Origin of the sequence: Vibrio sp. (genome assembly GCF_050299255.1) — a bacterium.
In the GTDB taxonomy this organism is placed as follows: domain Bacteria; phylum Pseudomonadota; class Gammaproteobacteria; order Enterobacterales; family Vibrionaceae; genus Vibrio.
Genome location: NZ_JBNKVP010000030.1, coordinates 1 through 21,922, shown reverse-complemented (window position 1 = coordinate 21,922; position 21,922 = coordinate 1). Strand labels below are relative to the sequence as shown.

At 53.8% G+C, this 21,922-nt stretch carries 24 protein-coding genes and 4 tRNA genes; 23 read left to right on the top strand and 5 right to left on the bottom strand.

The features are described 5' to 3' along the window. Positions 1-20 precede the first annotated feature (20 nt). The 8 genes from metK (at position 21) to ruvX (ending at position 6,610) form a co-directional block, all read left to right on the top strand. Positions 21-1,175 (top strand): methionine adenosyltransferase, encoded by a 1,155-nt coding sequence (metK, locus tag ACQY6F_RS10130; RefSeq protein ID WP_428774097.1) that lies wholly within the window; start codon positions 21-23, stop codon positions 1,173-1,175. A 256-nt stretch (positions 1,176-1,431) separates the two neighbouring features. Beyond that, a complete protein-coding gene (locus ACQY6F_RS10125) occupies positions 1,432-2,226 on the top strand; it encodes a DUF2189 domain-containing protein (protein WP_428774095.1) in 795 nt (264 codons plus the stop codon). Positions 2,227-2,304: 78 nt separating this feature from the next. Beyond that, positions 2,305-2,805: a SprT family zinc-dependent metalloprotease gene (locus ACQY6F_RS10120; RefSeq protein WP_428774094.1), complete on the top strand. Its 501-nt coding sequence runs from the start codon at positions 2,305-2,307 to the stop codon at positions 2,803-2,805. Between the two features lie 187 nt (positions 2,806-2,992). After that, positions 2,993-3,691 carry an endonuclease gene (locus ACQY6F_RS10115; RefSeq protein ID WP_428774093.1) on the top strand — a complete coding sequence of 233 codons (699 nt, stop codon included), beginning with the start codon at positions 2,993-2,995 and terminating at the stop codon, positions 3,689-3,691. 126 nt (positions 3,692-3,817) lie between these two features. Next, positions 3,818-4,549, top strand: coding sequence for a 16S rRNA (uracil(1498)-N(3))-methyltransferase (gene rsmE, locus ACQY6F_RS10110; protein WP_428774092.1), 732 nt, complete (start codon positions 3,818-3,820; stop codon positions 4,547-4,549). Positions 4,550-4,562: 13 nt separating this feature from the next. After that, entirely contained in the window at positions 4,563-5,510 is a 948-nt protein-coding gene (gene gshB, locus ACQY6F_RS10105) for a glutathione synthase (RefSeq protein WP_428774090.1), read from the top strand. A gap of 51 nt (positions 5,511-5,561) precedes the next feature. Then, positions 5,562-6,125 (top strand): YqgE/AlgH family protein, encoded by a 564-nt coding sequence (locus ACQY6F_RS10100; RefSeq protein WP_428774089.1) that lies wholly within the window; start codon positions 5,562-5,564, stop codon positions 6,123-6,125. Between the two features lie 59 nt (positions 6,126-6,184). Beyond that, positions 6,185-6,610, top strand: a complete 426-nt coding sequence (gene ruvX / locus ACQY6F_RS10095) for a Holliday junction resolvase RuvX (protein ID WP_428774087.1) — start codon at positions 6,185-6,187, stop codon at positions 6,608-6,610. A gap of 47 nt (positions 6,611-6,657) precedes the next feature. On the opposite strand, the gene ACQY6F_RS10090 is transcribed toward ruvX, so the two are convergent. Together ACQY6F_RS10090 and ACQY6F_RS10085 are read right to left on the bottom strand one after the other, a co-directional pair. Further along, complete coding sequence (locus ACQY6F_RS10090; RefSeq protein WP_428774086.1) at positions 6,658-7,761, bottom strand: PilT/PilU family type 4a pilus ATPase; 1,104 nt, start codon at positions 7,759-7,761, stop codon at positions 6,658-6,660. Positions 7,762-7,783: 22 nt separating this feature from the next. Further along, positions 7,784-8,821, bottom strand: a complete 1,038-nt coding sequence (locus tag ACQY6F_RS10085; protein WP_428774085.1) for a type IV pilus twitching motility protein PilT — start codon at positions 8,819-8,821, stop codon at positions 7,784-7,786. Positions 8,822-8,845: 24 nt separating this feature from the next. Here ACQY6F_RS10085 and ACQY6F_RS10080 point away from each other — a divergent pair, with 24 nt between their 5' ends. From ACQY6F_RS10080 to hemW, 7 genes are all read left to right on the top strand, one after another. Beyond that, the gene (locus ACQY6F_RS10080) at positions 8,846-9,556 is read left to right on the top strand and encodes a YggS family pyridoxal phosphate-dependent enzyme (RefSeq protein ID WP_428774083.1); all 711 of its coding nucleotides are present in this window, start codon (positions 8,846-8,848) and stop codon (positions 9,554-9,556) included. A gap of 78 nt (positions 9,557-9,634) precedes the next feature. After that, on the top strand, positions 9,635-10,453 hold the full coding sequence (proC, locus tag ACQY6F_RS10075; protein ID WP_428774082.1) for a pyrroline-5-carboxylate reductase: 819 nt from the start codon (positions 9,635-9,637) through the stop codon (positions 10,451-10,453). A 35-nt stretch (positions 10,454-10,488) separates the two neighbouring features. Next, the gene (locus ACQY6F_RS10070) at positions 10,489-11,046 is read left to right on the top strand and encodes a YggT family protein (RefSeq protein ID WP_428774080.1); all 558 of its coding nucleotides are present in this window, start codon (positions 10,489-10,491) and stop codon (positions 11,044-11,046) included. After that, entirely contained in the window at positions 11,046-11,336 is a 291-nt protein-coding gene (gene yggU, locus ACQY6F_RS10065) for a DUF167 family protein YggU (protein WP_428774078.1), read from the top strand. Before ACQY6F_RS10070 ends, yggU begins: the two co-directional genes overlap by 1 nt. 35 nt (positions 11,337-11,371) lie before the next feature. Further along, positions 11,372-11,803, top strand: a complete 432-nt coding sequence (locus tag ACQY6F_RS10060; RefSeq protein WP_428774077.1) for a DUF4426 domain-containing protein — start codon at positions 11,372-11,374, stop codon at positions 11,801-11,803. A gap of 33 nt (positions 11,804-11,836) precedes the next feature. Then, a complete protein-coding gene (locus ACQY6F_RS10055) occupies positions 11,837-12,433 on the top strand; it encodes an XTP/dITP diphosphatase (RefSeq protein ID WP_428774076.1) in 597 nt (198 codons plus the stop codon). A 7-nt stretch (positions 12,434-12,440) separates the two neighbouring features. Next, positions 12,441-13,607: a radical SAM family heme chaperone HemW gene (hemW, locus tag ACQY6F_RS10050; RefSeq protein ID WP_428774075.1), complete on the top strand. Its 1,167-nt coding sequence runs from the start codon at positions 12,441-12,443 to the stop codon at positions 13,605-13,607. Positions 13,608-13,618: 11 nt separating this feature from the next. Here hemW and ACQY6F_RS10045 read toward each other — a convergent pair whose 3' ends face one another. From ACQY6F_RS10045 to trmB, 3 genes are all read right to left on the bottom strand, one after another. Next, the gene (locus ACQY6F_RS10045) at positions 13,619-14,236 is read right to left on the bottom strand and encodes a DNA-3-methyladenine glycosylase family protein (protein WP_428774074.1); all 618 of its coding nucleotides are present in this window, start codon (positions 14,234-14,236) and stop codon (positions 13,619-13,621) included. A gap of 67 nt (positions 14,237-14,303) precedes the next feature. Then, positions 14,304-15,224, bottom strand: a complete 921-nt coding sequence (gene glsB / locus ACQY6F_RS10040; RefSeq protein WP_428774072.1) for a glutaminase B — start codon at positions 15,222-15,224, stop codon at positions 14,304-14,306. Positions 15,225-15,378: 154 nt separating this feature from the next. After that, positions 15,379-16,098: a tRNA (guanosine(46)-N7)-methyltransferase TrmB gene (gene trmB / locus ACQY6F_RS10035; protein WP_428774071.1), complete on the bottom strand. Its 720-nt coding sequence runs from the start codon at positions 16,096-16,098 to the stop codon at positions 15,379-15,381. A gap of 181 nt (positions 16,099-16,279) precedes the next feature. On the opposite strand from trmB, the gene mutY reads away from it, so the two are divergent. The 8 genes from mutY to ACQY6F_RS09995 all read left to right on the top strand — a co-directional run bounded on the left by mutY (position 16,280) and on the right by ACQY6F_RS09995 (position 21,675). Beyond that, positions 16,280-17,359: an A/G-specific adenine glycosylase gene (mutY, locus tag ACQY6F_RS10030; RefSeq protein WP_428774117.1), complete on the top strand. Its 1,080-nt coding sequence runs from the start codon at positions 16,280-16,282 to the stop codon at positions 17,357-17,359. Then, positions 17,356-17,628 carry an oxidative damage protection protein gene (locus ACQY6F_RS10025; protein ID WP_428774070.1) on the top strand — a complete coding sequence of 91 codons (273 nt, stop codon included), beginning with the start codon at positions 17,356-17,358 and terminating at the stop codon, positions 17,626-17,628. Before mutY ends, ACQY6F_RS10025 begins: the two co-directional genes overlap by 4 nt. 73 nt (positions 17,629-17,701) lie before the next feature. After that, positions 17,702-18,838, top strand: a complete 1,137-nt coding sequence (gene mltC / locus ACQY6F_RS10020) for a membrane-bound lytic murein transglycosylase MltC (protein ID WP_428774116.1) — start codon at positions 17,702-17,704, stop codon at positions 18,836-18,838. Between the two features lie 102 nt (positions 18,839-18,940). Further along, positions 18,941-19,016: transfer RNA gene (locus ACQY6F_RS10015), tRNA-Phe, on the top strand. Between the two features lie 45 nt (positions 19,017-19,061). Next, positions 19,062-19,137 (top strand) — tRNA-Thr (locus tag ACQY6F_RS10010). A 7-nt stretch (positions 19,138-19,144) separates the two neighbouring features. Continuing rightward, positions 19,145-19,220, top strand: a tRNA-Phe gene (locus ACQY6F_RS10005). A 13-nt stretch (positions 19,221-19,233) separates the two neighbouring features. After that, positions 19,234-19,309, top strand: a tRNA-Asn gene (locus ACQY6F_RS10000). Between the two features lie 740 nt (positions 19,310-20,049). Then, positions 20,050-21,675 (top strand): methyl-accepting chemotaxis protein, encoded by a 1,626-nt coding sequence (locus ACQY6F_RS09995; protein ID WP_428774069.1) that lies wholly within the window; start codon positions 20,050-20,052, stop codon positions 21,673-21,675. The last annotated feature ends 247 nt before the right edge of the window (positions 21,676-21,922 follow it).

The following is a 21,922-nucleotide window of genomic DNA, read 5'->3' as shown; positions in this document are numbered from 1 at the left end:
TTTGTTAATTGGAGCACACAATGGCTAAGCACCTGTTTACTTCTGAATCTGTGTCTGAAGGTCATCCGGATAAAATCGCTGACCAAATCTCTGACGCAGTTCTGGACGCCATTCTTGAACAAGATCCTAAAGCTCGCGTTGCTTGTGAAACTTACGTTAAAACAGGCATGGTGATGGTCGGGGGAGAAGTGACAACCTCGGCTTGGGTCGATATCGAAGAACTGACTCGTCAAACAGTGCGTGAAATTGGTTACGTACACTCAGACATGGGTTTCGATGCCGATTCTTGTGCCGTGCTGAATACCATTGGTAAGCAGTCGCCAGACATCAACCAGGGCGTTGATAAAGCCGACCCTAAAGAACAGGGCGCCGGCGACCAGGGCATCATGTTCGGTTATGCCTGTAACGAGACCGAAGTGCTGATGCCTGCACCGATTACTTATTCTCACCTGCTGGTACAGCGCCAGGCTGAAGTACGTAAAAACGGTACGCTGCCTTGGTTGCGCCCGGACGCGAAATCTCAGGTTACTTTCCAGTACGACCAGGGAAAAATCGTCGGTATCGACGCGGTAGTTCTGTCTACTCAGCATTGTGACTCAATCTCCACACCGAATCTGCGTGAAGCGGTAATGGAAGAGATCATCAAACCAGTACTGCCAGAAGAGTGGCTGACTGCTGATACCAAGTACTTCATTAACCCGACCGGCCGCTTTGTTATCGGTGGTCCTATGGGTGACTGTGGCCTGACTGGCCGTAAGATCATCGTAGATACCTACGGTGGCGCAGCACGTCATGGTGGTGGTGCTTTCTCTGGTAAAGATCCATCGAAAGTAGACCGCTCTGCCGCCTACGCGGCCCGCTACGTAGCGAAAAACATCGTGGCGGCAGGTCTGGCCGACCGCTGTGAAATTCAGCTGTCTTACGCCATCGGTGTTGCCGATCCAACGTCGATCATGGTGGAAACGTTCGGTACCGAAAAAGTCTCTGAAGACGTGATCATCGCGGCGGTACGCCAGTTCTTCGACCTGCGCCCGTACGGCCTGCAGGAAATGCTCAACCTGCTGCAACCTATCTATAAGAAAACCGCAGCTTACGGCCACTTTGGTCGCGAAGAGTTCCCTTGGGAAGCGACCGACAAAGCAGAGCTGCTGCGTGATTTTGCCGGCCTGAAGTAACCACTTAACGGCTAACCAATCTTCAAGCCCCCGCATCAGTGCGGGGGCTTTTTTATTGTTCAAATAAATCGACAGAAATTTGTATTTTCTCAACTCTGTGCCAATAGTTAAATTAGTGTTAAAAGCAGTTGGCGCTGCATATAACCACACTGAATAAGATGCAGTGCTTTACTGCGAAGCGGTCAATTCGCCAAGCCGGGCATCGAACACCGTCTCAGTTAGCTGAGGCCTCGCGAGAATCGATCAAGGAGGACGTATGCCTCGTACTGTCAATCCGTCAGATTTACATCAGAAACACAAACCTAACTCTGACTCAGAATATGCCAGAACCCTGCCGTGCAACACGGTCAGCGTATCGGCGCCGTTCCACTGGCTGGCTCTCGGTCTGCATGACTTAATCCGCATGCCGCTGATCAGCGCATTTTACGGGCTCTGTTTTATGGCTGCCGCCATCGGCATCGTGCTGTTAATCCAGTGGCAAGGCACCCACCTGGTGGTGCTGCCAAGTTTAGTTGTTTATATGTTGATCGGGCCATTCCTGGCGCTCGGCTTGTACGATGCCAGCTGGGAACGGGAAAAAGGCCATAACGCCAGCCTGTGGCATTCTATGAAAGCCATCGGCCGCAATTCCACCTCGCAGTGGGCATTTGCCGTGTTGTTGGCCGTGGTAATGATTTTCTGGATGCGGATTGCCGCACTGCTGCATGCTCTTTATCCTTCCGTTCAAGGGGCGCCACTCACCGAATTCCTGCCATTCTTGGTGATCGGTTCGCTGGTGGGACTGGTACTGGCCAGCGTGGTGTTTACCATTTCAGCTTTCTCTATTCCCCTGATGATGGAGCGTCGGGTGGATATGATGACCGCAGTATTCAGCAGCTATAACGCGGTGAAATCCAACATCCCGGCGATGATCGTGTGGGCCGCCATCATTTGCGGCGGTATCCTGATCGGCTTCGCCACTTATGGGATCGGTATGTTGGTTACCATGCCCATCCTCGGCTATGGTACCTGGCACGCTTACCACGCAACCATTAAGAAAAGACATGACTAACCCAGACCTCCTTCCCTCAGGTCTTTAAAGTGGTAACATAGCCCCTCGATGAGGGGCATTTTTATTGACGAGGAAACCTTGGCTGATACGGAGTTGAACTACCTGGCCCAAAGGCGGCTAAAGCAGTGCATCGACAATGCCGGTCGCTACTTTGGCCACCAATTTAACCTGCCATCGCTCAGCTACCGCCTGCGCGGTAAAGCCGCCGGAAAAGCTTACCTGCAATTGTGGCAGATTCGCCTCAATCCGGTGCTGTTTAGGGAAAACCGCCAGGCTTTTCTCGACGATGTCATCCCGCATGAAGTGGCTCACCTGATCACTTACCAAGTCTACGGCCGGGTGAGACCACACGGCAAAGAGTGGCGCCAGATTATGGCTGAGGTGTTTGAGCGTCCGGCCCAGACCACCCACAGCTTCGCTATCGAATCCGTACAGGGCAAAACGTTTGAATACCATTGCGGCTGCGGCAGCTATCCGCTAACCATCCGCCGCCACAACAAAGTCGTGCGCCACCAGGCCAGTTACCGTTGCCAGCGCTGTAGCCAAACGCTGCAGTACAGCGGCAGGCAACTGAGTTAATCGATCCTGAACCGTTTCCCCAGCAGAGCGGCACTTAGGCAAAGCCGTTCTCTCGCCTGTTGTTGCAGCACCAACCATACCCGCCTGCTGGCATTGTCGGCAGAAGATCACTGCAAGCCCAAAGCAACATTTCCTTTTTAAATCTGCGTGCTAGACTGGCCAAAATCATACTTTTGTCAGACTTTATATGCGCATTACCACCGCTTTATTACTGCTATTGCTGCCGCTGAGCAGCGCCGTCTGGGCCGAGCCGCCCTCCTCTTTTTCCAAAGCCAAAAAGCTGGCGGTTAACATCTACCAGGACAACCCCAGCAGCTTTTACTGTGGCTGTGATATTCACTGGCAGGGGAAAAAAGGCGTTCCTGACCTCACCTCTTGTGGCTACCAGGTCCGTAAACAACAGAAGCGCGCGTCAAGAATTGAGTGGGAACATATCGTTCCCGCCTGGCAGTTTGGTCACCAGCGCCAGTGTTGGCAGCAGGGTGGCCGGAAGCTGTGCAGCCGGCAGGATTCAACTTTCCGCTTGATGGAAGCCGACCTGCACAACCTGGTTCCGGCTATCGGCGAGGTAAACGGCGATCGCTCCAACTACAACTTCACCCAGTGGAACGGTCCGCAAGGCGTCAGCTACGGCCGCTGTGATATGCAGGTCGATTTTAAGCAGCGTAAAGTGATGCCGCCGGACCGGGCCAGAGGCTCAATAGCGCGCAGTTACCTGTACATGAGCCAGCAGTACGGCTTTAAGCTGTCCAAGTCACAGCGCAATTTGATGCTGGTCTGGCACAAGCAGTACCCGGTGGATTCGTGGGAGTGCCGGCGTGATGAACGGATCAGCGCCATTCAGGGCAATCACAATCCCTACGTGCAGCAGGCGTGCCGCCAATAGCATTGCCTGACAGACAGCTTCGCCGGTGCAGTTGACTAAAAGCACCGGCTTGCCACTTGTTTTTTCTCGATAAAGCATCCATGTTAGGGACTGACTGTTTTAACTTAGGCTGCCGGACCTAGCAAGATGCGTATTCCCCGAATTTATCACCCTACCCCGATTGAACAGCTTGGCGAGATGGCGCTGAGTGATGAGGCCGCCGGACACGTCGGCCGCGTACTGAGAATGCACGCCGGTCAGGCGCTGATCCTGTTCGACGGCAGCGGGGCCGAATTTAGCGCCACCATCAGCCAGGTCAGCAAAAAGCATGTCGAGGTAGAACTGACCGAGCGTCATCAGCGCAGCTGCGAATCGCCACTGGACCTCCACCTTGGCCAGGTTATCTCGCGCGGTGACAAAATGGAGTTCACCATCCAAAAATCGGTCGAGCTGGGGGTCAATACCATTACCCCGCTGATCTCTGAACGCTGCGGGGTCAAACTGGATCAGAAGCGCTTCGAGAAAAAACTGCATCAGTGGCAGCAGATCGCCATCAGCGCCTGTGAGCAGTGCGGCCGCAACATAGTGCCGCAGATCCGGCCGATAATGTCGCTGGAACAGTGGTGCCAGGAGCCTTACCAGGGGCTGAAACTGAACCTGCACCCGCGCGCCCAATATTCAATCAACACCCTGCCGACACCTGTCGACCAAGTCCGGCTGTTGATTGGCCCTGAAGGCGGATTGTCAGATCAGGAGATCGCCATGACCCGTCAGTATCAATTTGAAGAAACTTTACTTGGCCCCAGGGTGCTGAGAACCGAAACCGCCGCATTGACCGCTATTACCGCCCTGCAGGTACGCTTTGGCGACCTGGGCTAACCGGAGAAAAACTATGATCAAACTTGGCATCGTAATGGATCCCATCGACACCATAACCATCAAAAAGGACTCTAGTTTCGCCATGCTGCTGGAAGCCCAGCGCCGCGGCTATGAAATCCACTATATGGAGATGGATGATCTACACTTAGATCAGGGTGTCGCGATGGCAGACACCAAGATAGTTGAAGTAAAAGAAGACGCCAACGACTGGTATCGATTTGGCAGCGAACAAACCATTCAACTGTCTGAACTGGATGTGGTTTTGATGCGTAAGGATCCTCCGTTCGATACCGAGTACATCTACGCCACCTATATACTGGAGCGTGCGGAAGAGCTGGGAACCCTGATCGTTAACAAGCCACAGAGCCTGCGCGACTGTAATGAGAAGCTGTTTACCGCCTGGTTCCCGGAGCTGACTCCGACCACCATAGTGACCCGTAAGGCCGATAGAATTAAAGCCTTTCGCGAGCAACACGGCGATGTGATCCTTAAGCCGCTGGACGGCATGGGTGGCGCATCAATTTTCCGGGTGAAACAGAATGATCCGAACGTTTCTGTGATCATCGAAACCCTGACCAATAATGGTCAGTACTACGCGATGGCACAGACGTTTGTACCGGACATCAGCAACGGCGACAAGCGAATCCTGGTGGTGGATGGTGAGCCGATGCCTTACTGCCTGGCTCGAATCCCTGCCGAAGGTGAAACCCGGGGCAACCTGGCCGCTGGCGGTACCGGAGTGGCGCAACCACTGAGCGAAACCGATAAACAGATCGCCCTGGCTGTGGCACCGACCTTAAAAGAAAAAGGCCTGATATTTGTGGGCCTCGACGTTATTGGCGACAAACTGACTGAGATCAACGTTACCAGCCCAACTTGTATCCGCGAGATTGAGGCGGCCTTTGATATCTCAATAACCGGCAAATTAATGGACGCTATTGAGCGTCGGGTAAACGGTTAATGGCTGATCGGGCCGAATCTCGGCCCGTACGGACATGGAGTTGGAGTTGCTATGAATCTTACTAATCATTTCTTAGTGGCTATGCCAGGCATGAAAGATCCCTATTTTAAAAACAGCGTGATCTATGTCTGCGAGCACAACGAACAGGGCGCGATGGGGTTGATGATCAACGCCCCGATCGATATTACCGTCGGCGGCATGTTAAAACAGGTTGATGTGCAGCCAGTCCATCCGCAACTGAATACCGACAGCCTGAAACTGCCGGTACTGAACGGTGGCCCGGTATCTGAGGATCGCGGCTTCATTCTCCACCAGCCCAAGGATCATTATGAGTCCAGCGTCCAGATGACCGATCAGATTTCAGTCACCACTTCGAAAGACATCCTCTCGGTACTCGGTACCGACGCTGAGCCAAACCACTATCTGGTCGCGCTGGGCTATTCGGGCTGGGAAGCCGGTCAGCTGGAAAATGAGCTGGCGGAAAACTCCTGGCTGACCATAGAGGCGGATCCGGAAGTGATGTTCAATACCCCGATTCACGAGCGCTGGAGCAAAGCGGTCGAGAAACTTGGTATCGACGCGGCCCAGTTGTCGGCCGAGACCGGTCACGCCTGATCTACACCGTTTTATCACTCGCGGAGCCACACGGCTCCGTCAATCACATATCGAGAACTATGTCCTCTAGAACCATCATGGCCTTTGACTACGGCACCAAAAGCATCGGCAGTGCCATCGGCCAGGAAATCACCGGTACCGCTTCGCCATTAAAAGCGTTTAAAGCCAACGACGGCATTCCCAACTGGGACGAAATCGAACAACAGATCAAAGAGTGGCAGCCTAACCTGCTGATCGTCGGCCTGCCGACCGATTTGCACGGTAAAGAGCTGGACACCATCACTCCAAGGGCACGTAAATTTGCCAACCGGTTACACGGCCGGTTCGGCTTACCGGTCGAGCTGCATGACGAAAGGCTCTCCACCCGGGAAGCCCGGGCGGAGCTGTTCGAAATGGGGGGGTACAAGGCGCTGAGCAAAGGCAATGTCGACTGTCAGTCTGCGGTAGTGATCCTGGAAAGCTGGTTTGAAGCCCAGTGGGGCTGATGAGTCCTGCGCAGCGCCGCTGGTAATTCAGCGGCGACAATAGCCGTTTACTCCTCTATTTTCACGTTGGCCAGCGAGCCTTTGTCACCCGGCCCGGCGTCACCACGGCGGGTTTTCAGCATCAAACGTAAATCGTTGGCGGAATCGGCACTGTGCAGCGCGTCCTGCGGGTTAATTTTATCCTCGATCACCAGTTGATACAGCGCCTGGTCGAAAGTCTGCATGCCGATGTCGTTTGAACGGGCCATCGCCGATTTCAGCTCGTGCAGCTCTCCTTTACGGATCAGCTCGGCGATGCGCGGGCTGTTGAGCATGATTTCAAATACCGCGTGGCGACCGCGGCCATGTTTATCGCGCAGCAACTGCTGGCCGATCACCCCTTTCAGGTTCACCGACAGGTCAAACAGAAACTGCCGCTGTTGCTCTTTCGGCACCAGATGCAGGATCCGCTCCAGCGCCTGGTTGGCGTTATTGGCATGCAGCGTCGCCATACAGAGATGGCCGGTTTCAGCGAAGGACATCGCATACTGCATGGTTTCACGGCTGCGGATCTCACCGATCATGATCATATCCGGCGCCTGGCGCAGCGAATTTTTCAGCGCCACTTCGTAGCTTTCAGTATCCAGGCCGACTTCGCGCTGGGTGACAATACAGCGCTGATGCGGGTGCACAAATTCGATCGGGTCTTCTACCGTCAGAATATGGCCGCTGCGATGCTGGTTGCGATAGCCGGTCATCGCCGCCAGCGTGGTAGATTTACCGCTGCCAGTCGCTCCGACCACCAGCACCAGGCCACGTTTGGCGATGGCGAGGTTCTGTAGCACCTCCGGCAAACCCAGCTCGTCAAAAGTCGGAATATGGGTTTCAATGCGGCGGATCACCGCGCCGGGCAGTTCGCGCTGGAAAAACGCGCTGACACGAAATCGCCCGGCCGGGGTGACCACGGCAAAATTGGCTTCACGGCTGTGCTGGTATTCTTGCCGCCGCTCCGGCTCCATGATGCTGTCGAGCAGTTGACTGACCTCGGTGCGATCCAGTGGATCTCCCAGCGGCTGCATTTCACCGTCGATGCGGTACATCACCGGTGCGCCCACCGTCAGGTAGAGGTCGGAAGCCTGCTGGCTGACCATCCCCTGTAACAGATTATCCATATGCATTTTCCGGCCACCTTAACTAAAACAGCGCCGAGTCGATTTCGACTTTTCTGGCCACTTCTTCGTTGTCCACCAGCCCCTGGGCCATTAACTGCTTGGCATTCTGTTCCATGGTCTGCATGCCGTGTATTGCACCGGTCTGGATAACAGAATACATCTGCGCCACCTTATCCTCACGGATCAGGTTACGGATCGCCGGCGTCGCCATCATAATTTCATGGCAGGCCACCCGGCCGCCACCGAGACGTTTCAGCAGTTTCTGCGCGATCACCGCACGTAACGACTCAGAGAGCATGGAACGGACCATGGCTTTATCGTTACCGGGAAAAACATCGATGATACGGTCGATGGTCTTGGCCGCTGAACTGGTGTGCAAAGTACCAAACACCAGGTGACCGGTTTCCGCCGCGGTCAGCGCCAGGCTGATAGTTTCCTGGTCGCGCAGTTCACCCACCAATATCACATCCGGGTCCTCCCGCAGCGCGCTGCGCAGCGCGTTACTGAAGCTATGGGTATCACGGTGAACTTCACGCTGGTTAATCAGACACTTGTTGTTGTTGTGGACAAACTCAATCGGGTCTTCAATGGTCAGGATATGTTTGTTGTGGTTACGGTTGATGTAATCGACCATCGCCGCCAGAGTGGTGGATTTACCCGAACCGGTCGGCCCGGTCACCAGCACCAGGCCTTTCTCCAGGTTGGCAATCTGTTCAAAAATCTGCGGCGTTTCCAGCTGCGCCAGGGTTGGAATCTCGGTCGGAATGGTACGAAAGACCGCCGAGCAGCCGCGCGATTGGTTAAACGCGTTAACCCTGAAGCGGCCGACGCCGGGCAGCTCAACCGAAAAATCCACTTCCAGTCGCTCTTCAAACTCGGCCCGCTGGCTGTCATTCATGATATCAAATACTAATCGGTGCACCTCGCCGTGCGCCAAAGCCGGTACGCCAAGCTTTCTCACATCACCATCTATGCGAACCATTGGAGAAACTCCCGCAGAAAGATGTAGATCTGAGGCATTATGCTTTACACTAAAATCCAGTAACTCAGCGATATCCATTGATTTTCCTTAGTAAAGTTAGCTATGAGTAGTATTCAACAAAATATTCAACATATCACCTCACAGATTGAATCCACACAACAAAAGTGTGGCCGAGCTCCAGGCTCGGTGCAACTGCTGGCCGTGAGTAAGACTAAGCCGGTGGAAGCAATTCTCGCCGCCGCCGAAGCCGGACAACGGGCCTTTGGCGAAAACTATGTGCAGGAAGGCGTCAGTAAAGTCGATTTTTTCCGGCAGAATCACCCCGATCTGGCATTGGAATGGCACTTTATCGGCCCGATCCAGTCCAACAAGAGCCGGCCGGTGGCCGAGCGGTTTGACTGGGTGCATACCGTCGACCGGGAAAAGATCGCCCGCCGCCTCAGTGAACAGCGTCCGCCACAGCTGGCGCCGCTGCAGGTGCTGATCCAGGTGAACATCAGTCACGAACAGTCCAAATCTGGCGTGAACGAGGAGCAAATTTTTGCTTTGGCGGAGTTGATTTCGTCACTGCCAAACCTCACTTTAAGAGGGTTAATGTCGATCCCGGCCAATGTCAGCGACTATCAGCAGCAGTTGGCGACTTTCAGCCAGTTGGCCAGCCTCAACCAGCAGCTTGCCGAGCGCTATCCAGACGTCGATACCCTGTCGATGGGGATGAGTGGCGATATGCAGGCGGCGATTGAAGCGGGAAGCACCATGGTGCGTATCGGCACCGCCATCTTTGGCGCCCGTGATTACGGCTCGGCCAATTAACGCCCGGCCGATATACCGTCACAAAGTCGCGGCAGCGACGATAGCAACCTAATACGATACCGAAAGGAACCGAGTAACATGGAACAGAAGAAAATCACTTTTATCGGCGCAGGTAACATGGCGCGCTCTATCATTGCCGGACTGATTGCCAGCGGCTATCCGGCGCAGCTGATCACCGCCACCGATCCGAACCAATCGCAACGTGATTTTCTGGCTAATGAGTACGGCATCAACACTGAGGCTGACAACCAGGCCGCGGCAAATCAGGCCGGTGTCATCGTACTGGCGGTAAAACCGCAGCTGATGGAGTTGGTCGGTCAGGGCCTGCAGGGTGTGGATTTCACCACTAAGCTGGTGATCTCTATCGCTGCGGGCATTAATGCTGCGCGGCTGAATCAGATGCTTGGGGCCGAGCTGAACCTGGTTCGTGTCATGCCAAATACACCGGCACTGGTGGGCAAAGGCATGAGCGGTCTGTATGCTCCAGAGCAGGTTTCCGAACAGGACCGCCAGTTTGCCGCCGAACTGATGGGCGCGGTGGGCAAAGTGTGCTGGGTTGAGCAGGAATCAGGTATCAACAACGTGATCGCCGCTGCCGGTAGCGCACCGGCGTACTTCTTCCTGTTTATGGAAGCGATGCAGGCGGAAGCCATCGCCCAGGGCTTTGACGCCGATACCGCGCGTTTGCTGGTTCAGCAGTCAGCTCTGGGGGCGGCGGAGATGGTGATCGCCAATCCGCAGACGGAAATCGGCACCCTGCGCGAACAGGTCACTTCCAAAGGCGGCACCACCGCTGAAGCGCTGCGCACCTTTAATGAACACCATCTGCAAGACATCGTCGCGAAAGCGATGCAGGCCGCGGTGATCCGCGCCGAAGAGATGGAAAAACTATTTTAATTTTATTAGCAACTTATCAGCAGTAAGGGCTGTCTATGAATGCAACGAGTTTTCTGATTTCCACCCTGTTTGATCTCTATATCATGGTGGTGATCCTGCGTATCTGGCTTCAGGTGGTGCGGGCGGATTTCTATAATCCTTTCTCACAATTTATTGTCAAAGCGACCCAGCCGGTGGTCGGTCCGCTGCGTAGAATGATCCCTTCAGTCGGCAGCCTTGATCTGGCGACACTGTTATTTGCCTACGTGCTGTGCGTGCTGAAATTCACCGTACTGCTGATGATCGCCTCTAAAGGCGGCATGCTGTTCAGTACCGATTACCTGTTGCTCGGCTTGCTGTCGCTGGTAAAAGCGGCCGGTGGCCTGCTGTTCTGGGTACTGTTGATCCGGGCCATTCTGAGCTGGGTTAGCCAGGGCCGCAGCCCGATCGAGTACGTATTCCATCAACTGACCGAGCCGATGCTGGTGCCGATTCGTCGCATTCTGCCGGATATGGGCGGCTTTGACCTGAGTGTGCTGGTGCTGTTTATCGGTCTGCAATTTGCCAACTTTCTGATTGGCGATCTGATTGGTCCACTCTGGTATCAACTATAATGTCGGTAACGGCGTGGAAAGATGGCGATGATGTTGTTTTACGGCTCTATATTCAGCCCAAAGCAAGCCGGGATAAAATTGTCGGCCTGCATGGCGATGAGCTGAAAATCGCTATCACTGCCCCACCAGTCGATGGTAAAGCCAACGGACACTTGACGAAATATCTCGCCAAACAGTTTAAGGTGGCCAAAGGCTTGGTGGTGATTGAAAAAGGCGAACTAGGACGACACAAACAAGTCCGAATCCAATCGCCAATTCAAATTCCACAGGAAATCCAAGCCATCTTATGATGGCTTTTAATTTTCGGTCACCCAAGGAGTCTAACATGAACAAATGGATTACTGTCGTCCTGCTCGGTCTGCTGTCTGCTACCAGTTGGGCGGAGCAGTTTAAAACCGTCAAAGACGTCGAAGTACACTATTCGGCGTTCAACTCCACCTTTTTAACGCCACAGGTCGCGCGCAGTTACCAACTGAAGCGCAACAGCTATAATGCCATCCTGAATATCAGCGTGTTGGACCGTTCGCAACCGGGTAAACCGTCGATTGAAGCCAAGCTGAGCGGTTACGCCCGCAACCTGATTGGCAACAGCCGCAATTTGACCTTCCGTGAAGTCAAAGAGGGTGATGCCATCTACTACCTGGCGGAAGTCCCTATCAGCAACGAAGAGAACATCACTTTCAAGGTTGATGTCGATGCCGGTATCAAAGGCGCCGACACCCTGACGTTCAGCCAGAAGTTTTATGTCGATGAATAAGCAGCCCGAGGCCGCAGTAAGAGATAACCCTTAATGAAAAAAATTGTATTAGCGACAGGTAACCAGGGCAAGGTCCGCGAAATGGCGGACCTTATTGCTGATTTTGGCTTTGAAGTGCTGGCGCAGAGCGAGTTTAACGTGCCGGACGTAGCAGAGACCGGCACCACATTTATTGAAAACGCGATTATCAAAGCGCGTCACGCCGCGAAACAGACCGGCCTGCCCGCCATTGCCGATGACTCGGGTCTGGAAGTCGACCACCTCAACGGTGCGCCCGGTATTTACTCGGCCCGCTATGCCGGCGCCGGTGCCAGCGATGCAGATAACGTGCAGCAGCTGCTGGCGGCGATGGAAGGGGTACCGCAAGCCGAGCGCAGCGCCCGTTTCCACTGTGTGCTGGTGATGATGCGCCACGCCGACGACCCAACGCCAATCGTATGCCACGGACAGTGGGAAGGCCGCATTCTGACCGAGCCACACGGCAGCAACGGCTTTGGCTACGACCCGATTTTCTACGTACCGGAAGACGATTGTGCGTCGGCAGAGCTGGCACCTGAACGGAAAAAGCAGCTGTCACACCGGGGTAAAGCGCTGGCGCAGCTGTTGGCACGCCTGGCCGAGCAGGGCTGATAATTAGATGTTAACCCCTCCCCCGCTCAGCCTGTACGCACACATCCCCTGGTGTGTGCAAAAATGCCCTTATTGCGACTTCAACTCCCACGCGCTGAAAAACGATATTCCCGAACAGGATTACATCAGCGCTTTGCTGGAAGATCTGGACCGGGATATCGAACGTTATCAGCTGCGCGGCGATTCAAGGCCGCTACAGTCGATCTTTATCGGTGGCGGCACCCCGAGCCTGCTGTCAGCTGAAGCGATCGGCCGCTTGCTGTCGGGCATCTCGCAGCGTATCTGCTTTGCCGATGATATCGAAGTCACCATGGAAGCCAATCCGGGCACTATCGAAGCGCAGCGTTTTGCCGAATACCGTAAGGTGGGCGTCAACCGGATTTCCATCGGTGTACAGAGCTTTGCCGAAGACAAACTTGAGCGACTTGGAAGGATCCACGGTCCGCAGGAAGCGATTCACGCGGCAAAGCTGGCACACCAGATTGGCCTGGACAGCTTCAACCTCGACCTGATGCACGGTCTGCCGGACCAGTCGATCGAGCAGGCACTCAGTGACCTGGACCAGGCGATCGCACTGGCACCACCGCACCTGTCCTGGTATCAGTTAACCATCGAACCGAATACCCTGTTCTACTCCAGGCCACCACAGCTGCCGGATGACGACGCACTCTGGGAGATTTTTGACCGTGGCCATCAAAAACTGACCGCCGCCGGTTATGTCCAGTACGAGATATCCGGTTACAGCAAACCGGGCTACCAGTGCCGGCACAACCTCAATTACTGGCGCTTTGGCGACTACCTCGGCATCGGCTGTGGCGCCCACGGTAAACTCAGCTTTGCCGACGGACGCATCGTCCGTACCAGCAAAGTGAAGCACCCGAAAGGCTATCTGGCGGCGTATCAGAATATGGTTAAATCCTATCTAGACAGTGAACAGATCGTTCCGATGCAAGAGCGGCCGTTTGAGTTCTTTATGAACCGGTTCCGCTTAATCGAGCCGTGCCCGAAACAGGACTTTGTTGCCACCACCGGTTTGGGGCTGGAGAGTATTCGCCAGCCGATCGACTGGGCGTTGGAAAAGCAGTATCTGAGCGAAACCGACAGCCACTGGCAGATTACCGACCGCGGCAAGCTGTTTCTCAACGATCTGCTGGCGGCGTTTATGGAAGAGTAACCGGCTGGCGTTTATGCCTGGCTGAGCAGCTCTGCGTCCAGCATCGCCCAGACATGCAGGGCAAGGTAAGAGCGATAAGGCGTAGCGGCCGCCAGGATCTGTTCGCCGCTGGCCGATTCCGTCTCCGCCAGCAGCGCCAGCCCCCGGCTGAGCGCCGCGTCGCCGGCAGACCAGACATCCGGTTTGGCGAAGAAAAAGATCAGCGCCATCTCTGCGGTCCACTGACCGATACCCCAGAGCTGCACCAGTTGCTGACGGATAAAATCGATATCATCGCTGGTGAAAATATCACTGGAGATCAGGCCGGTCTGCAGCGCCTGGTTGACGCCGAGCAGGGTCTTGACTTTGGCGTTGGACAAACCGCACTGGCGCAGCAACTGGTAATTGGGCTCGAGCAGGAACGCCTCCAGGCCGCCGAAGGGTTGGCTGGCCTGCTCCACCCGTGACCAGATAGTCCGGGCTGCGGTGGTCGACAGCTGTTGGCCTGCCACCGCACGGGACAGATAAGCCAGCAACTGCCCGGGTGGCTGTCCGGCTAAGCTCATCACGCCGTTTTGCCGGAGCATCCGGCACAAAGTCGGAAACGCCTGGCACTGTTCGAGTAACTGCTGATGAACTTCTACTGACATATGGATTTCCTCTGGCGATGGTGATTGATAGTGCTGCCTGTTTGCAACTGCCGTCAACCGCAAGCGGTTAAAAAATTGACCTGCCAATCCTTTCTGACAATAGCTCCAGCGCCCGGGTACCGGCCAGCGAGTTGCCCGATGCGTCCAGCTCCGGCGACCAGACCGCGATGGTCATCTCGCCCGGTACAATCGCCACTATGCCGCCACCGACACCGGACTTGCCCGGCATGCCAACCCGGTAGGCAAATTCACCGGCACCGTCATACAGGCCACAGGTCGCCAGCAGTGCGTTAATCTGCTTGGTCTGGGTTGGCGTGATCACTTGCTTGCCGGTATGCACTGAGGTGCCTTTATTGGCCAGGTAGCTAAACGTTCTGGCCAGATCAATACAGCTCATTTTCAGCGCGCAGGCATGAAAATAGGTATTGAGCACCGGAATCACATCGTTGTTAAAATTACCAAACGAGCGCATCAGGTAAGCGATAGCGGCGTTGCGGTCACTGTGCAGCATCTCCGAGGAGGCAACGATCTTGTCGTAACAGATCAGGCTGTCGCCCGACAGGCGGCGGACAAACTCCAGCAGTCGCTGGCGCGGCGCAGACAAACGCGACTGCAACAGATCCGCCACCACAATAGCGCCGGCATTGATAAACGGGTTACGCGGGATGCCGTGCTCCATTTCCAACTGGATCATTGAGTTAAATGCCTGGCCGGACGGCTCTTTGCCAACCCGGCTCCAGATTTCGTCCGGCTCGTACAAGCCCATCGCCAGCGTCAGGCTGAGTGCTTTTGAGATCGACTGGATAGAGAACGACTGCTCAGCGTCGCCGGCTTTGATCGTCTCGCCCTGGTTGGTATACACCGCGATGCCGAGTTTGTCGGCCGGCACTTTGGCCAGCGCCGGAATGTAATCGGCCACTTTGCCCTGACCGATACAGGGTCGGACCTCGTCCAGAATCTCATTTAACAGCTTAGCGGTTAGTTTCATCGTTTCACCTTATTGTTTGGCTTATTATTATTCTGTGCCGTGAGGCAGTGTCTGCTTCGGAGCGTCGCTTTCACTACAGCGACTTCGTATCGCAGGGTCAAAAAAGCCAACACGGTAACATGTTGGCTTGTGAATCGTTTTCAGGGTCAGTCAATTAACTGATGCGGCGATATTTGATGTCCCAGACGCCGTGGCCAAGGCGATGGCCGCGCGCTTCAAACTTCGTCAGCGGGCGCTCTTCAGGGCGGGGAACGTAATCCCCCTGCTCGGCGATATTATCGTAACCCGGCGCCTGATTCATCACTTCGACCATGTGCTCGGCGTAATTTTCCCAGTCGGTCGCCATATGGAAAATGCCCTCATTCGGAATCAGCTTCTGATGCACCATTTCGGCAAACTCCAGCTGGACGATACGGCGTTTATGGTGGCGTTTTTTATGCCATGGGTCCGGGAAGAACAGTTGCAGCGTGTGCAGGCTGTTATCCGGGATCATATGGGCAAACACTTCGACTGCGTCGTGACACATCACCCGCAGGTTGGTCACGCCCTGCTCTCTGGCGGCCGCCAGACAGGCACCGACCCCCGGACTGTGCACTTCGATACCGATAAAGTTTTTCTCTGGAGCATTCTTGGCCATTTCCACCAGTGACGCACCCATGCCGAAACCGATCTCCAGCACTACCGGGTTATCGTTACCAAACACCTGCTGCCAGTTGAGCAGATCTGGCTGGTAATCGATGCCCATGCTCGGCCAGCATTCAGTCATCGCCGCTTCCTGGCCTTTGGTCAATCGTCCTTCACGTCGAACAAAACTGCGCACTTTGCGGATCAGTTTGCCGTCTTCAGTATATTCGTTGGTGGTCACTTCACTCATTGATCTTGCCTGTTTAAATTTTGCACTCACCGGAAAGGGCTTGTGATTATCCAAAGAATTGCCCGCGGTGCAAGTGTTATTGGCCGGATATACCCACAATTATTACCGGTTGTACTTTGGCCGCTTTCTGTGATGCAATCTAGCCACTTTAATTGCCATTATGAAACTGACAAGGGCCACTGTGACTCCATTTGCTCAAGCAATCTTAACCTGGTACGACGCCTACGGCCGCAAAGAGCTGCCCTGGCAGCAGAATAAAAGCGCCTACAGCGTCTGGTTGTCTGAAATCATGCTGCAACAGACCCAGGTCACCACAGTGATCCCATACTACCAGCGCTTCCTGGCACGCTTTCCTACCGTGGTCGATTTAGCCAACGCGGAATTGGACGAAGTGCTGCATCTGTGGACCGGGCTGGGCTATTACGCCCGGGCGCGTAACCTGCACAAAGCCGCCCAACTGGTCGCCAGTGACTATCAGGGTGAGTTTCCGACCGATATCGACCGGTTGAACGCCCTGCCCGGTATCGGCCGCTCCACTGCGGCGGCGATTCTCTCTTCTGTTTACCGCCAGCCCCACGCCATTCTGGACGGCAATGTGAAGCGCACGCTGGCGCGCTGTTTTGCCGTCGCCGGCTGGCCAGGACAAAAAGCGGTAGAAAACCAGTTGTGGCAGCACGCTGAGCAGAACACCCCCGAGCAGGACGTAGACAAGTACAACCAGGCAATGATGGATATGGGCGCGATGGTCTGCACCCGCAGTAAACCTAAGTGTACCCTCTGCCCGGTCGCGGAGATGTGTCAGGCCAAGCGCCAGGACAAGATTCTGGACTACCCGGGCAAAAAGCCGAAAAAAGACAAACCGGTCAAACAGACCTGGTTTGTGATGCTGCACCACGACAACCAGATCTGGCTGGAAAAGCGCCCGCCAGCGGGAATTTGGGGCGGGCTGTACTGTTTCCCGCAAGCGCCACAGGCGGACATCAGCACCGAATTATCCAGTCGTGGCCTGAACCAGAGCACAATTCACCGTCAGCAGCCATTGATCGCATTTCGCCATACCTTTAGCCACTACCATCTGGATATCACGCCAATTTTGGTGGAGCTGTCAAAGCAACCCGATATGGTAATGGAAGCGGGCAAAGGTCTTTGGTATAACTTATCTCAACCAGAAGCCATTGGTCTGGCTGCTCCGGTGAAACAGCTACTGGAGAGCTTGCCGTTTGAACTTCAAACCGAAACCGTTAGTAAGGAGTCACTATGAGCCGTACAGTATTTTGCGCTCGACTAAAAAAAGATGCGGAAGGACTCGATTTTCAACTTTATCCGGGAGAACTGGGTAAACGTATTTTCGACAATATTTCCAAAGAAGCCTGGGCCCAGTGGCAGCACAAGCAGACCATGCTGATCAACGAGAAAAAGCTCAATATGATGGACCCGGAACATCGTAAATTGATCGAAACTGAAATGGTTAATTTCCTGTTCGAAGGCAAAGACGTTCATATCGAAGGTTACACGCCACCGAGCAACTAAGCCGCTATAGCGGTTTATATTTTTGCCATTCAATGACATCATAGAGCCATCTTTGATGTCATTTTTTTTGCCGATGAAGAAACCAACGCTCTACTGTCTTGCTGCCCTGCTGCTCACCGGCTGTAGCCGGGAATTCGTCGAACGCTTCTACTCGGTCGATTATGAGCCCACCAACCGCTTTGCCACCAACCTGGCCCAGTTACCCGGCCAGTTTGAAAAAGACACGGTGGCGCTGGATGCCCTGATCAGCAGTTTCTCCGGTAATATTGAAAAGCGCTGGGGTAAAAAAGAGATCAAATACGCCGGCAAAAGCAACTACGTCAAATACATAGATAACTATCTCAGCCGTTCGGAAGTCAACTTTACCAGCGGCAGAATCACGGTCGAGACCATCTCGCCGACCGAGCCGAAAAAGCACCTGAAAAACGCCATTATCACCACCTTGCTGACACCGGACGACCCGGCCAGCGTCGACCTGTTTTCATCCAAAAGCATCGAACTGAAAGGCCAGCCGTTTCTCTATCAACAGGTGGTCGATCAGGAGCGTCAGCCGATCCAGTGGACCTGGCGCGCCAGTCGCTATGCCGACTATCTGATCGCTAACCATCTGAAAGTTAAGGATGTCGATTTTAAGAAAGCCTATTACGTGGAAATTCCTATGGTAGAAAACCAGGTGGAGATCCGCAGCTACAAGTACGCCGATATCGTGCGCCGTGCCGCGCGAAAATATGACATTCCGGAAGATTTGATCTATGCCATCATCAAAACCGAGAGCAGCTTTAACCCCTATGCGGTGAGTTGGGCCAACGCCTACGGGCTGATGCAGGTGGTACCGAAAACCGCCGGCCGCGACGTGTTTAAGATGGTGAAAAACCGCTCCGGCCAACCCTCACCGGAATATCTGTTCAACCCGGAACAGAATATTGATACCGGCACTGCCTACTTTTACATCCTGAAAAACCGCTATCTGAAAGAGGTGCGTAACCCCACTTCACTGCAATACAGCATGATTTCTGCCTATAACGGTGGCACCGGCGGTGTGCTGAACACGTTCAGCCGGGATCGCAAGCGGGCGATGCGCGACTTAAATTCGCTGCAACCGAACCAGGTTTACTGGGCGCTGACCAAGAAACACCCGAACTCAGAATCGCGGCGTTATCTGGAGAAAGTCACTAAATACAAACAACAATTTAACGCCGGAAAAACCTGACCGGCAAATTGCCTAAAAACGCAGCAACTAAGCGTTTTTTTGCAAAATATTCAAAAAACCAGTTGACGGACAGGCGGAAAATCCGTTTAATAGCGCTCCGTTGCCCGGATAGCTCAGTCGGTAGAGCAGAGGATTGAAAATCCTCGTGTCGGTGGTTCGATTCCGCCTCCGGGCACCACTATTTCGTCAGTGAGTGCAAACTTGCCGACAGCAGATAAAGTGCGCCGACTTAGCTCAGTAGGTAGAGCAACTGACTTGTAATCAGTAGGTCACCAGTTCGATTCCGGTAGTCGGCACCACTTATTTGCCTCGATAGCTCAGTCGGTAGAGCAGAGGATTGAAAATCCTCGTGTCGGTGGTTCGATTCCGCCTCGAGGCACCATATTAAAATTTGTTCCCCCTTAGTTCAGTTGGTAGAACGGCGGACTGTTAATCCGTATGTCGCAGGTTCGAGTCCCGCAGGGGGAGCCACATTAGAGAAAGCCTCATCACCCGATGAGGCTTTTTCGTATCTACTGCTTTTGGTTTTGTTTCAACTCAGTTTCGAATCTCGCAGGGGGGCGAACGGCGAGTTGAGCCCTTTTTCGAAAAGCCAGGGCTAGGCGCCCCCGTCGTTAGACTTGGCTTTTTTCGTTCTATCACCCCCAATAACTGTCGCCCTCTCACAAGCGACAAGTCGCAGACCTAGGCGGCCCCGTCCTAGTCCCGCAGGGGGAGCCATATTAGAGAAAGCCTCATCACCCGATGAGGCTTTTTCGTATCTACTGCTTTTGCTTTGGTTTGGTTTCAACTCCGTTTCGAGTCCCGCTGAGGGCGGACGGCGAGTTGAGCCACTTTTCGAAAAGCCATAGCTAGGCGGCCCCGTCGCAAGACTTGGCTTTTTGGGTTTAGCCATAAGTTGCCCCCGTTCCGGCTCCCATATCCACAACCCAGCAATGCTGAAAGAGAGCCGGCCTCAAATAACGCTGATGCGCCTGTCATCCGCTCACCTGCTTTCACCTTACTATCATATTTATCAGCATTTTAGCCGCAAAAATGAGCACTCAACTGCATAATGAAATACTTTTTTCGCACTTAAAATTTAATCCGTGTCATAAAACAAACCCTGGTAGCTATTGGCTTCATTGCTTCTACTCTAAGATGACAAAATGATGAATGGAGTCAGAAAAGAACTCTGAATTGAACAATTTGGACTAAATGCGAGCAATTATATGAAACTAAAGACACAAGCTTATTTATTATCTGGAATTATCTTATTCGCCCTGCTTGCGTTAAGCGCTACCGGCCTGTGGACCTTACGGGTAGCCAGTAACCTGGATAACAAAGCCCGTGTGACCGAGCTGTTCAATAGTGCCTACAGTATCTTGACTGAAGTTGAAAAAATGGCCGCTGACGGCACGTTAGAGGAGCAACAAGCCAAAGCCCTGGCCACTCGCCTGCTGAGAAACAATATTTATAAAGACAACGAGTACGTATATGTTGCCGATGAGAAAATGACTTTTGTCGCGACTCCGCTTGATCCGCAACTGCACGGCACCAGTTTCCATGACTTTAAGGACGGCGACGGCAACAGCGTCGGCCAGTTGATTCTGGAAGTACTCGGTCGCAAAACGGGTCAGGTGGTCGAGTACACCTGGACCCAGATACAGCCAGACGGCAGCATCGAAGAGAAACTCTCTATTGCCCAGAAAACCCCGCGCTGGAACTGGGTCGTCGGTACGGGTATCGGCTTTAATGAAGTCAATGCACGCTTTTGGGCCACGGCCCAATGGCAACTGTTGTTGTGTTTGATTATTGCCTCGGCCATTTTAGCAACACTGATTCTCTCAATTCGTCGCATGCTGACGCTACTGGGTGGCGAACCTCAGCAGGTACGCCAGGCGGTGCAGGAAGTTGCCAACGGTAAAATCCAGACTTCATTTACGCAGCGGGCACCGCAAGGCAGTATCTATGAAGCTGTCCAGCAAATGAGCCTGTCGCTGGCACAGTTGGTGAAAAACCTCGACGGCTCGATGCATGCCTTGCGCAGTGAGCTGGCTAGCGTTGAAGATCGCTCAGCGAGTATCGCTCAATTGACCGATTCACAGCAGCAGTCCACCGCCATGATTGCAACGGCCATGACTGAAATGGCCTCTTCTGCGAACAACGTGGCGGATTCTGCCAGTGACACCGCGCGCAATACCGATGAAGCCGATAAGCAGAGTCAACATACGCAGCAGCTGATCCACAACACGGTTGACAACATCCAGGGGCTGGCAAATCAGCTCGGGGCTGCGAGTCAGGCGGTGGCTGACCTTGATAATGACGTCAACAGCATTGTAAAAGTGCTTGATGTGATTGGTGATATTGCCGAACAGACCAATCTACTGGCGCTGAATGCCGCCATTGAAGCGGCCCGGGCCGGCGAGCAGGGGCGTGGTTTTGCCGTAGTGGCCGATGAGGTGCGTAACCTGGCTGGCCGGACTCAAGACAGTACTAAGGAGATCCAACAGATGATCACCAATCTGCAGGCCGGTTCGCGGAATGCCATCCAAACGATGGAGATATGTGCTGAAACCAGTGAAAGCACGGTAGAAGAATCGCAAAATGCCTCAGAGGCATTGAGGCAGATAGTACTCGCGTTAGAGTCGATCACCCAGATGAGTCATCAAATTGCCACCGCAGCCGCCGAGCAGACCCAGGTAAGTGACGATATTTCGCAGCGTATCAACCTGATCGAAGAGAGCGGCAACCAGCTAAGTAGTGTGGTAACCGAAAGTCACCACAGCACCCAGAGTCTCGCCCAGCTTGCCAATGAACTCGAAAACTGGGTAACTAAGTTCACCGTTAAGCAGTAATTAACATTAGACTAGGGAAAAGCACGCCTCTTTGCGTGCTTTTTTTATCGCTCAAAGCAGACTAATTGCTTTATGAGCATCAGCTAGTGCTCTTGTCCTTAATACTGTTCTTGAGCAAAATGGATAAAAACAGCCCATTAAGTATAGAAAAGCACCAAACAATATTTTTTTTCTATTTTGATATTGACCTAACTGCGGAAAACCCGTTTAATACACCTCGTTGCCCGGATAGCTCAGTCGGTAGAGC